The organism is Shinella sp. Sh6, from assembly GCF_055392685.1.
On sequence record NZ_AP044005.1, the window covers coordinates 2,968,977 to 2,980,674 of the forward strand.

Genomic DNA, 11,698 nt, shown 5'->3' on the forward strand with positions numbered 1-11,698 from the left:
TTCGACGGATCGGAGCGTCCGGCCGCCAGGAAGCGGCCGGACACGGGAAGCGATCTTACTGCATGATGCCGAGCTTGCGGCAACCGTCGGCATATTCGCCGGTGCAGACTTCTTCCGGCTTGTTGATGCCCTTATCGAAGATCTCGGCCTTGATGTTCTCCGCCGTCACGACGGCGGGGACGAAGAGCTGCGAGGGCGTGTCGTAGAGCGTGTGGGTCGCTTCCGGCTTCTCGCCCTTGAGGAGCTTGACCGCGACATTCGCGGCGGCCGCGGCAACGATTTCCGAGGGCTTGGAGATCGTGTTGTACTGGTCGCCCGAGATGATGAGCTGGAGCGCGGCGATCGTCGCGTCGTTGCCCGTCACCGGCGGCATCTCCTTGACGCCGGCGGCCTTCAGCGCCGCGATGGCGCCGCCGCCCGTGCCGTCGTTTGCCGCCACGATGCCCTTGATCTCGTCGCCGAAGCGGGTGATCTGGCCGGCCGTCCATTCCTGCGCCTTCGGCGGCGCCCAGTCCGGCGTGTCGAACTCGGCGAGCGTCTTGTAGGGCGAGGCGGAGAGTGCCTCATGGATGCCGTCGCGGATGAGGCCGGCGGCCGCATCGGTCGGCGAGCCGTTGATCTCCAGCACGCCCGCGCCGTCCGCAACGCCCTTGGCCTTCAAGTGGTCGACCAGCGACTGGGCGATGGCCTTGCCGATGCCCTGGTTGTCGAAGGAGACGTAGTAGTCGGCCGGCTTGTCGGGGATCGGGCGGTCATAGGCGATGACCTTGACGTCCTGCGACTGGGCGATCTCGACGAGGGCGGCAGCCGCCGCGGAATCGACCGGGTCGAGAACGATGACCTTGGCGCCCTGCGCGATCACCGAGTTGAACTGCTGCTGCTGGAGCGCGACGTCGGCATTGGCGTTCTGGTAGATGACCGTGCAGCCCGAGCAGAGCTTTTCCATCTCGGCCTTGAAGCCGGGATAGTCGTGCTGCTCGTAGCGGGTCGAGGCCTGGTCGGGCATCAGGAAGGCGACGGTCGCGTTTTCCTGGGCAAAAGCGGCGCTGCCGAGCGACAGGACGAGGCCGGTCGATGCGAGCAGATAGGTAAGCGTCTTCATTGGGTTCCTCCACGGTTGATGTTCGCCAGCGACCTCAGGCCTCCAGGGGTGATACGGGGCCGACGCTTCCGCTACGCAAAAACGCGCGGATCATCGTTCGCTGCGGGGGTGCCGCAACGTCCGGTTCGTCGGTTCTCCGTCTGACTCCTCCCTTGGGTCAGCCTTGCTGTTCAGGCAACTTCATCGATGAAGCATCTTTGCTCAATCGATGAAGCAAGAATTGCCACCAATCTTCATTGATGTCAAGGTGGCGCGCATAACGGAGAGAAAATGTGAAGCGGACGAGCCCACAGAAACGGACGACCATCTACGACCTCGCAGAGCTCGCGGGCACTTCCGCCAGCGCCGTCAGCGCCGTGCTCAACGGCAACTGGAAGAAGCGCCGCATCAGCGCCAAGCTCGCCGAGAGGATCACGAAGCTCGCCGAGGAACAGGGCTATGCGCTCAACATGCAGGCGAGCGTGCTGCGCCGCGAGCGCTCGAAGATCATCGGCATGATCGTGCCGAAATACGACAACCGCTATTTCGGCTCCATCGTCGAGCAGTTCGAGGCGCTGGCGCGCGAACGCGGCCTCTTTCCCATCGTCACCTGCACGCGGCGCGACCCGGCGCTGGAGGTGGAGGCGGCGCGCGCCATGCTCTCCTACCAGGTCGACTGCCTGATCGCGACGGGCGCCACCGATCCCGACCGCATCGTCGACCTGTGCGCGGCCTCCGGCGTGCGCACCGTCAATCTCGACCTGCCGGGCTCGCGCGCCCCCTCCGTCATCTCCGACAACTACGGCGGCGCGCTGGAACTGACGCGCCGGGTGCTCGCCAACTGCGAGCGGGAATACGGCGTGAAGGCGCCGCTCCTCTTCGTCGGCGGCCGCGGCACCGACCACAATACGATGGAGCGCATGCGCGGCTTCCGCGATGCGCATGTCGAGGCCGGCATTCCCGTCGACGAGACGCTGGTGCTGCCCTGCGGCTACGCACCGGAAAAGGCCGAGCAGGCCATGCGACAGCTTGCCGGGCGCACGCACGACCTGCCGCGCGGCATGTTCGTCAACTCCACCATTTCGCTGGAAGGCGTGATGCGCTGGATCCGCCATTCGGGCCACTATGCCGAGCGCATGCCCCACCTCGGCTGCTTCGACTGGGACCCTTTCGTCGCCATGCTGGGCGACCATATCGAGATGGTGCGCCAGGACGTGCCGAACATGCTGCAAGCCGTCTTCGCCATCATCGATTCCGGCGCGACCGACCCCACCGTGGTCCAGGTGCCGCCGATCATGGAGAAGGTCGGCTGAGACCTATCCGCCGAAGGCCCGCGTCGGCCGCCGGGACGGCAGGGCGAGGACGCCGCGATAGGCCTGGCGCACCGTCTCGGCGAAGGTGAAAGGCCCCGGCCGCAGGCCCGAGGCGACCGCGCCGATGGCCGAAAGGCCGGGAAGCGGCGCACCGCCCGAGAGGAGATGGCCGCATTCGTCGGCGAAGAGGGCGGCCGGGTCGCAGCCGAGCATGCCGGCAAGCGCGCGGGCGGCCGGGATTTCGCGGCAGTCGACCGTGTTCTCGTCCTTCACCGGCCCTTGCCGGAGCGGCACGAGGACCGTGCGGCCCGTTTCGATCTCGGCGGCAAGGCGGCGATGAACATCGCGGGCGATGCGGATGGAGAAGTGCCGGTGCAACGGCAGGAGGTGGCGGCGATAGCGGTTGCGGGCGGCGGGCGGCAGGTTGCGCCAGACGACGCCGAGACGGGCGGAGGCCGCATCGACGACGGCCTGCCACTGGCCGCCTTCCCGCGCCGCCGCATCGCCGCACTCCCGCCGGATATAGCGAAAAGCATCCTTCAGCGAGCGCGTGGCCGGCGGCTGGCCGAAGACGGCGCCGTCAGGGCCGCGGCCATGGGGATGCGGCAATCCGCCGGGCGCCACCGCGACACGGATTTCCCCGGCAAAACCCCGGGCCCGGAGATCGAGCAGGACGGCCGCAAGGCGCGGCCCGTTGCCGGCGAGGGTAAGCGGCGGCGGGCTTTCCATCGCCGAGAGCCGGGCGGCGACCTCCCGCGCCTCCTGCCACGACGTCGCCTCGCGATGGGCGAGCCCGAAGCCCGTCGCAACGAAGACGTGGTCGAAGACCGCGCTTTCGCCCTCCTGGAAGCCGATATGCACGCCGCCTGCCGCCGGCCCGATGTGCCGCACGGCATCGCGCACGGTGCGGATGCGCACGTCGCGGCGAAGCGCAAGCGCCTCGGAAAAGCGGCTGAGGAGATAGGCGCGGAAGAGCGCGCGCGGCACATGCAGGTCCTGCGGGCCGTGCAGCGAGGCAATGCCCCGCGCGACGAGATCGTCCCCCAGCCAGCGGGCGAAATCGTCCGGCCGGTCCGGCAGGACGGAGAGATCGCGCGCGGGCTCGGCCGTCAGCGCCGCCCCGCCCGCCCCTTCGGCGAAGGCGCCCGGCGCATCCCCGGCATCGACCATCCAGGCCTCGAAGGGTTGCGGCAGGCGCCGCATCAGGGCGATTGCCACGGCAAGGCCCGATGGCCCTGCCCCGACGATGGCGATCCGCATGGCCGGCTGCGCGCCGGCTGGCGTTGCATCTTGCCTTGCGACCCTTTCGAAGAACATGCGCTGTCCTTTCCTCTCAGGTGGGAGGAGAATAGCGCAGCCGCGGATAATATTCTACCTTTTTACTAGAATAATATGCGGCGACTGGAAAACGCCGGTTTGCAACCCTTTCGGGGCTTGTCCGTTACCCCTCGCGGCGAGCCGCATGAAGCGGCCTTGCCGACAGAAGGCCAAAATCAATCTATACAATCTCTATAGACTATGATCTTTCTATTCCGAAAATGCCTGTGCGCCCTGGAAACGAATTCCGCAAGGAGGAGACGACATGGGTACTCTCTCATACGCACCGGACCGAGCGGCGCGGACCGCCGCGATCATCGCCACGGAGGATGAGGCCGTCACGGTCGCCGGCACCCTCGGCGGCATCTTCGCCCTTCCCGGGGAGGGCGAGGTCCCGGCGGAAACGGCCGAAGCGCGCCTCGACCTTCTCTCCCGCTCCGGCCTCTTCGGCATCTCCGTGCCGACCGAGCATGGCGGGATCGACGTCTCAAACACGGTGCTCGCGGAGGTCTGTGCGCTTGCCGCCGCCCGCTCGCCGGCACTCGGCGAGATTCTTGCCGCCCATTTCGTCGCCGCGGAGGAAATCCGCGGCCACGGCAGCGAGAGCCAGAGCAACACCGTCTTTTCCGCAATCCTCGCCGGCGCCCGGCTGGCAAGGGCTTCCGTTCGCCGCGGCCAGACGGCGGACAGCTTCTCGCTCGCCTCCGGCGGGCTTGCCTGGCGGCTCGGCGGAGAGGCCTTCTGTACCCCCTGCGCCCGCCATGCCGACTGGCTGCTGGTGCCGGTCCACCACGAGGGCACGAAGGTGACGCATCTCCTGCTTCCCGCCCGCGGCGAGGGCCTGCACTATGTCGCCAACAGTTGTACGCCGGCGGCCGGTGGCGCCCCGCCGGCCGAGCATGTGCTGTTCAAGGATGTGCTTGCGGAGGGCGATGCGCTGATCCAGACGGCGGGCGAGCCTTCCCCGCACGACGTCCGCCGCTCGCTGGAACTGCTGCTGGAGGCCGCACGCACGCTCGGTGCCGGCCGGCACGCCTTGCAGCGGCTGCTGGACGATGCGGCGGGCGATGCGCTCACCGCCGGGCTCCTCTCGGCAAGGCTTGCCGCCGCCGAGGCGATGGTGGCCGAGGCCGGCCGCGCGATCGACGCCGCACAGATCGGCCTTGCCGGGCAGCACAGGACGAATGCCTTCCTCGCCGCCGCCGCGGCGCTCGCCGTCACGGAGGAAGCCGCAAGCGCCATCGCCGGCACGCCCGCAACGCCCCCGGCGCACCTTGCGGCGATCCTGAGCGAAAGCGGCGAATTGCGCCGGCAGGCCCGCCGGCCGGAGGAGGAAGTCTAGGCCGGTTCAGCCGACGCGCTTTTCCAGCTCTTCGTCGTCGATCATGGCGGAAGCGCCGGGAACGGCGACGAACTGCTCCAGCGTCATCGTATCGAGGATGGAGGCGATGGCGTCGCGCACCTCGGTCATCGCCCGGCGCACCTGGCAGCCTTCCGGATCGGCACAGTCCTCGCAGGCCTCGTAGGCCGTGCGGCTGGCACAGCGGATCGGCGCCAGCGGGCCGTCGAGCACGCGGATGGCATGGCCGATGCGGATTTCCGCGGCCGGATGGGACAGCGAATAGCCGCCGCCCGGCCCCTTCTTCGAGCGCAGCATGCCGGCATTGCGCAATTCGAGCAGGATCGTATCGAGGAATTTCTTCGGGATATTGTTGCGCAGCGCGATCTCGCTGACGAAAGCCGTTTCGCCGGGCGCCAGCCGCGCCAGGTCGACCAGGGCCTTCAAACCGTATTTTCCCTTTTTCGTCAGCATTTCAGCCTGCTTTCCACCTGCATGAGCATCATCCGGACCTCATGCAGTCACCCATGCCGGGCGATTCCGGCTCATTCTAGGCATTGAAGTACGAAAAACATATAAAAACGGTATAATTTATTTGTGCAGTGCATCGCAAGAACATTGCCCTTCCCCGTCAACCCCTTGCGGCGTTTTCCTGCCATCCGTGCCCCGGCCGCATCATTTTCGCCGCCTTTTCGCGCGGCATCGGCTATTCTTGCGGGAACCTTCCGGCAGGTCCGGCATCCAATAGGTCCCGAAAGGAGCATCCGATGCCGATTCTGCACGACATTGCCGACAGCCTTCCCGGCGACGGGGAAGCATCGCTCATCCGCCGCGCGGCCGCGGGCGACGCGGACGCCGTCCGCCATATCGTCAAGGCCCACAACCAGCGGCTCTACCGGCTCGTCCGGGCGGTGCTGCGCAGCAATGCCGATGCCGAGGAAGTGCTTCAGGAGGCCTATCTCCATGCCTTCTCCCGGCTGGCCGGCTTCAAGGGCGAGGCCTCGCTTTCGACCTGGCTCTCGCGCATCGCTCTCAACGCGGCCCTCATGCGGCTGCGCGCGCAGAAGCGCCAGAAGCGCGCGGCGGCGGAAACCCGGCCCTTCGAGGCCGACATCATCCCCTTCCCGCTCTCCTCCTCCACAGCCGATCCGGAGCGTGTCATGGCGCAGCGGCAGCTTCTCCGCCTCATAGAGGAGGCGACCGACGCGCTTCCCGAAGCCTTTCGCCTCGTCTTCGTCGCCCGCGTCATCGAGGGCCTGAGCGTGGAGGAGACGGCCGCGCTCCTCGGCCTGCCACCGGCGACCGTGAAGACGCGGCTCCACCGCGCCCGCAAGCTCATCCGCACGCGGCTGGAAGAGCAGGTCGGCCCCGTCCTCACCGACGCCTTCCCCTTCGCCGGGACGCGCTGCGACCGGCTGACGGATGCCGTTCTCGCAAAGCTCGGCCTCGACACATGACGGGAACCTCCCGGGCACGCCGGCATCCAATGGGGCGTTAACCGAAACGGGCGCCGGCCATCCGCGGCGCCGAGGAGAACCCGATGAAAACCCTGATCTGCGCGCTCAGCGCCGCCTGCCTTGCCCTTGCCGCCCCACTGGCCGTCGCCGCCGACAAGCCGACCGATCCCCAGATCGCCCACATCGCCTACAGCGCCGGCGTCATCGACGTGGAAGCGGCCAAGCTCGCCCTGTCGAAGACGAAGAACCCGGACGTCACCGCCTTCGCCCGGTCGATGCAGAAAGACCATGAGGCCGTCAACGACATGGCGCTGGCGCTCGTCAAGAAGCTCGGCGTGACGCCCGAGGACAACCCGACCAGCCAGGCGCTCGCCAAGGCCGGCGAGGAAAAGCGCGCCGAACTCGGCAAGCTCGACGGCGCAGCCTTCGACAAGGCCTATATCGACAACGAGGTTGCCTATCACAGAGAAGTCAACGGCGCGCTCGAGACGCTGCTGATCCCCTCGGCGCAGAACCCCGAGCTGAAGAGCCTGCTGGAAACCGGCCTGAAACTGTTCCAGGGCCATGAGCAGCATGCCGAACACGTCGCGGCAGGCCTGAAATGACCGCCCTTCTCAACCGGCGCCAGTTGCTGGCAGCGAGCGCCGCGGTCCTTGCCGGCGGCACGCTCGCCCGCGCCCACAACGGCACGGTCCATGTGACGATCGACAAGCTCGCCTTCCAGCCTGCGGAAATCGAGGTGAAGGCCGGCGAAACGATCGAATGGACCAACAGGGATCCCTTCGCCCACACCGCCACCGTCAAGGGCGGCTGGGAGGTGTCCATCCCGCCCGGCAAGTCGGCAACCCATGTCGTGACCGCCGACGACAGTGTGGACTATTACTGCCGCTTCCATCCCAACATGACGGGCAGGATCAAGGTCGTTGCCTGACAGCGCTTGCCCGCCGCGTGCACTCCGCGCGGCGGTCTCCCATGGCCGCTTTCCCGCCCCCTCCTTGGCCGAAGGGAGGGCGTGATGAAAGCAAAAGGCCGTGATAGGGTCGCGCGGAACGATCCTGGAGTGTGAGCGGAATGAGCGAGAAGACGTTGAAGGACTGGGAAGCGCTGGCCGAGAAGGAGCTGCGCGCCGCGCCCGGAACGCTCGACTGGCAGACGCCGGAAGGCATAACCGTCAAGCCCGTCTATACGGCGCAGGACCTTGAAGGCCTCGACCACCTCGGCTCGCTCCCGGGCTTCTCTCCCTTCGTGCGCGGGCCGCGTGCCACCATGTATGCCGGCCGGCCCTGGACGATCCGCCAATATGCCGGCTTCTCCACCGCCGAAGCCTCCAACGCCTTCTACCGCAAGGCGCTCGCCGCCGGCCAGCAGGGCGTTTCCGTCGCCTTCGACCTTGCCACCCACCGCGGCTATGACAGCGACCATCCCCGCGTCGTCGGCGATGTCGGCAAGGCGGGCGTCGCCATCGACAGCGTGGAGGACATGAAGGTCCTCTTCTCCGGCATCCCGCTGGAAAAGGTCTCCGTCTCCATGACGATGAACGGCGCGGTGATCCCGATCCTCGCGAGCTTCATCGTCGCCGGAGAGGAGCAGGGCGTGCCGCGGGAAGCCCTTTCCGGGACCATCCAGAACGACATCCTCAAGGAGTTCATGGTCCGCAACACCTATATCTACCCGCCCGCGCCCTCGATGCGGATCGTCGCCGACATCATCGACTACACGGCGCGCGAGATGCCCAAGTTCAACTCCATCTCGATCTCCGGCTACCACATGCAGGAGGCCGGCGCGACGCTGACGCAGGAGCTTGCCTTCACCATCGCCGACGGGCGCGAATATGTCCGCGCCGCCATCGCCAAGGGCCTCGATGTCGACGATTTTGCCGGCCGCCTCTCCTTCTTCTTCGCCATCGGCATGAACTTCTTCATGGAGGCGGCCAAGCTGCGCGCCGCACGCCTGCTCTGGGACCGCGTCATGGACGAGTTCCAGCCGAAGAAGGCCTCCTCCCGCATGCTGCGCACCCACTGCCAGACCTCCGGCGTCTCGCTTCAGGAACAGGACCCCTACAACAACATCGTGCGCACCGCCTTCGAGGCGATGTCCGCCGCGCTCGGCGGCACGCAGTCGCTGCACACCAATTCCTTCGACGAGGCCATCGCGCTTCCGACGGAGTTTTCCGCCCGCATCGCCCGCAACACCCAGCTCATTCTCCAGCACGAGACGGGCGTGACGAAGGTGGTCGACCCGCTCGCCGGCTCCTACTATGTCGAAAGCCTCACGCATGAGCTTGCCGGGAAGGCCTGGGCTCTCATGGGAGAGGTGGAGGCGATGGGCGGCATGACGAAGGCCGTCATCGAGGGCCTGCCGAAGCGGCTGATCGAGGAGGCCGCCACCCGCCGTCAGGCCGCCGTCGACCGCGGCGACGAGGTCATCGTCGGCGTCAACAAGTACCGGCTGGAAGACGAGCAGCCGATCGACATCCTGGAGATCGACAATTCCGCCGTGCGCGCCGCGCAGATCAAGCGGCTGGACGAGATCCGCCGCCGCCGCGACGGTGCAGCGGTGGCCGGGGCGCTCGCCGGGCTGGAAGCCGTCGCGAAGACCGGCCGGGGCAACCTCCTCGAAGCCGCCGTCGCAGCCGCGCGGGCGCGCGCGACGGTGGGCGAGATTTCCGACGCCATGCGCCGCGCCTTCGGCGACCATGCGGCGGTGCCCGACGTCGTCGGCGACATCTACGGCCCGGCCTATGGCGACGACCCGGAATACAGGACGCTCGCCGGCCGCATCGCCGCGCGCGCGGCGAAGCCGAAGATCATGGTGGCCAAGCTCGGCCAGGACGGCCATGACCGCGGCGCCAAGGTCATCGCCTCGGCCTTCGGCGATCTCGGCTTCGACGTCACCGTCGGCCCGCTGTTCCAGACGCCGGAGGAGGCGGCCGACCTTGCCGTTTCCGGGAAGGTGCAGGTCGTCGGCATGTCCTCGCTCGCCGCCGGGCACAAGACGCTGGCCCCGGCGCTGGTCGAGGCGCTCCGCAAGCGCGGGGCGGAGAACATCGTGGTGGTCGTCGGCGGCGTCATTCCGCGGCAGGACTACGACTTCCTGCTGGAGAACGGCGTTTCGGCCGTCTTCGGCCCCGGCACGAACGTGCTCGATGCGGCCAATGCCGTGCTCGACCTCGTGGACGGCCGGATTCGCAACCAATAGAGACGGTCAGTTCAGCCGCGCTTCCGTCTCGGCGTCGAAGACATGGAAGGAGGCGGGATCGACATGGAGGGTGACCTCCTCGCCCGCCTCGACGCGCGCGGCCGCCGGCAGGGCCGCCACGATGCGCTGTCCGCCGACCGAAGCCGTGACGATGCGCTCCGGCCCGGTAAGCTCGGCGACCTCGCAGCGCGCCGAAAAGCCGATCCCCTCGCCCGCCGGCCCCACCGCCTCGGGGCGGACGCCGAGCACGAGCCGGCGTCCCGCGGGAACGGCCTCCAGCCCCGGCAAGGCAAGTGCGATCCCGGTCCCGTCGACCGTCACCCGGCCGGCCTGCGCGGTTGCGGCAAGAAGGTTCATCGGCGGCGCGCCGACGAAAGTGGCGACATAGAGCGTCGCCGGGCGGTTATAGATCTCTTCCGGCGTGCCGAGCTGCTCGATGCGCCCGTTGCGCATGACGGCGATGCGGGTCGCCAGCGTCATCGCCTCGATCTGGTCGTGCGTGACATAGACCACGGTGGTCTTCGTCAATTGGTGCAGGCGCTTCAGCTCCGTGCGCATCTCCATGCGCAGCTTGGCGTCGAGGTTCGATAGCGGTTCGTCGAACAGGAAGATCTTCGGATTGCGCACGAGCGCGCGGCCGATCGCCACGCGCTGGCGCTGGCCGCCGGAAAGCTGGGCCGGCTTGCGCTCCAGCAGGGTCTCGATCTGCAGCAGCCTTGCCGTCTCGCGCACGGCCCTGTCGCGCTCGGCCGCGCCGACCTTGCGCATTTCCAGCCCGAAGCCGATGTTCCGATGCACGGTCAGATTGGGATAGAGCGCATAGGACTGGAACACCATGGCGATGTCGCGGTCCTTCGGATGCATGCCGACGATGGAGCGCCCGTCGATGCGGATATCGCCGCTCGTCGGCTCGGCAAGACCCGCGATGATGTTGAGCAGCGTGGACTTGCCGCAGCCCGACGCACCGAGCAGCACGAGGAACTCCCCGCTCGCAAGATCGATGTCGATGCCCTTCAGCGTCTCGACGGCGCCGTAGCTCTTGCGGATGGCGTCTATGGTCAGCGTGCTCATGCCGGAATTTCCTGCGTGTCCGGCGCATAGCGCCGCGGATGGGTGGAAATGGCGCGCGAAGCGATGCGGGTGCCCGCGGCAAGGCTCGCCGCCAGCCCCTCGCCGGCCGCATAGGCCGCAAGGAAGCCGGCATTGAACACGTCGCCCGCGCCGATCGTATCGACCACCGCAACCGGCGGCGCTTCGGCGTGCAAAAGCCGGCCTTGCGGATCAACGGCCAGCGCGCCCTTCGGCCCGCATTTCACGACGGCGATCGCACCGTCCGGCATGCCCCGCCGCAGGATGCGCGCCGCCTCGGCGGGGTCGGCCACCTCCGCAAGGCTGGTCGTCTCCACCTCGTTGAGAAGCGCGATGCGGCAGCGTGACAGCCAGCGTTTCGCCGCCGTTTTGTTGGCCGCCGTCCAGCCGGCGAGCGGCCAGCCCGTATCGAGCGCGACGGCGATGCCGTGGCGGTCCGCCCAGTCGAAGAGCGCGTCGTATTCCTCCACCAGCCGGTCTGTGAGGAAGGAGCCGCACAGGAGCGCGATGCCGCCGGCAAGGCGCGGCCCGTCCAGCACGGCGAAGACATCCTCCAGGCTGAACAGCGGAAGGTGGCCGCGCGTCGTGAAGAAGGTGCGCTCGCCGTCCGGGTGGGTGATGCCGACGGAGAGCGTCGTGCTCTCGCCGTGCACCGGCCATTTCCGGGCGTGATCGCCGAAGCTGCCGGCAAGCCACGTCCCGAAACTGTCGGCGCCGATGCTCGCCGCCATCTCGAAGGGCGTGCCGAGCGCCATCAGGGCGAGCGCCGCGTTGCCGGCCGAGCCGCCGGGGCGCAATTCGTCATGGTCGACGATGATCTCGGTGCCCGGCTGCGGCCAGGGGGCGGCCGGACCCATGATCAGGTCGACATTGACGTTTCCGATGACGGCAAGCGGTCTCACAC

General features: G+C 67.9%; 11 protein-coding genes. 6 read left to right on the plus strand and 5 right to left on the minus strand.

The genetic code is table 11. The features are described from left to right. Window positions 1-55: 55 nt before the first annotated feature. Window positions 56-1,102 (minus strand): ABC transporter substrate-binding protein, encoded by a 1,047-nt coding sequence (locus tag ACZ5TO_RS14195; protein ID WP_464798549.1) that lies wholly within the window; start codon window positions 1,100-1,102, stop codon window positions 56-58. Window positions 1,103-1,374: 272 nt separating this feature from the next. Between ACZ5TO_RS14195 and ACZ5TO_RS14200 the strand changes: the two genes are divergently transcribed. Next, entirely contained in the window at window positions 1,375-2,394 is a 1,020-nt protein-coding gene (locus tag ACZ5TO_RS14200) for a LacI family DNA-binding transcriptional regulator (RefSeq protein WP_464798550.1), read from the plus strand. A 3-nt stretch (window positions 2,395-2,397) separates the two neighbouring features. Here the strand turns inward: ACZ5TO_RS14200 and ACZ5TO_RS14205 are convergent, their stop codons facing one another. Further along, window positions 2,398-3,711: an FAD/NAD(P)-binding protein gene (locus ACZ5TO_RS14205; protein ID WP_464798551.1), complete on the minus strand. Its 1,314-nt coding sequence runs from the start codon at window positions 3,709-3,711 to the stop codon at window positions 2,398-2,400. Window positions 3,712-3,976: 265 nt separating this feature from the next. On the opposite strand from ACZ5TO_RS14205, the gene ACZ5TO_RS14210 reads away from it, so the two are divergent. Beyond that, the gene (locus ACZ5TO_RS14210) at window positions 3,977-5,053 is read left to right on the plus strand and encodes an acyl-CoA dehydrogenase family protein (protein WP_464798552.1); all 1,077 of its coding nucleotides are present in this window, start codon (window positions 3,977-3,979) and stop codon (window positions 5,051-5,053) included. Between the two features lie 6 nt (window positions 5,054-5,059). Here the strand turns inward: ACZ5TO_RS14210 and ACZ5TO_RS14215 are convergent, their stop codons facing one another. Then, window positions 5,060-5,524 carry an RrF2 family transcriptional regulator gene (locus ACZ5TO_RS14215; RefSeq protein WP_184145284.1) on the minus strand — a complete coding sequence of 155 codons (465 nt, stop codon included), beginning with the start codon at window positions 5,522-5,524 and terminating at the stop codon, window positions 5,060-5,062. 293 nt (window positions 5,525-5,817) lie between these two features. Between ACZ5TO_RS14215 and ACZ5TO_RS14220 the strand changes: the two genes are divergently transcribed. The 4 genes from ACZ5TO_RS14220 (at window position 5,818) to scpA (ending at window position 9,705) form a co-directional block, all read left to right on the plus strand. Continuing rightward, complete coding sequence (locus ACZ5TO_RS14220) at window positions 5,818-6,507, plus strand: RNA polymerase sigma factor (RefSeq protein ID WP_464798553.1); 690 nt, start codon at window positions 5,818-5,820, stop codon at window positions 6,505-6,507. A gap of 83 nt (window positions 6,508-6,590) precedes the next feature. Beyond that, complete coding sequence (locus ACZ5TO_RS14225; RefSeq protein ID WP_464798554.1) at window positions 6,591-7,112, plus strand: DUF4142 domain-containing protein; 522 nt, start codon at window positions 6,591-6,593, stop codon at window positions 7,110-7,112. Further along, entirely contained in the window at window positions 7,109-7,438 is a 330-nt protein-coding gene (locus ACZ5TO_RS14230) for a cupredoxin domain-containing protein (RefSeq protein WP_464798555.1), read from the plus strand. The genes ACZ5TO_RS14225 and ACZ5TO_RS14230 overlap by 4 nt, the downstream gene beginning before the upstream one ends. 140 nt (window positions 7,439-7,578) lie before the next feature. Further along, window positions 7,579-9,705, plus strand: a complete 2,127-nt coding sequence (gene scpA, locus ACZ5TO_RS14235) for a methylmalonyl-CoA mutase (RefSeq protein ID WP_464798556.1) — start codon at window positions 7,579-7,581, stop codon at window positions 9,703-9,705. 6 nt (window positions 9,706-9,711) lie between these two features. Here the strand turns inward: scpA and ACZ5TO_RS14240 are convergent, their stop codons facing one another. Beyond that, window positions 9,712-10,776 (minus strand): ABC transporter ATP-binding protein, encoded by a 1,065-nt coding sequence (locus ACZ5TO_RS14240; protein WP_464798557.1) that lies wholly within the window; start codon window positions 10,774-10,776, stop codon window positions 9,712-9,714. Then, complete coding sequence (locus ACZ5TO_RS14245; protein WP_464798558.1) at window positions 10,773-11,696, minus strand: PfkB family carbohydrate kinase; 924 nt, start codon at window positions 11,694-11,696, stop codon at window positions 10,773-10,775. The genes ACZ5TO_RS14240 and ACZ5TO_RS14245 overlap by 4 nt, the downstream gene beginning before the upstream one ends. Window positions 11,697-11,698: the final 2 nt, after the last annotated feature.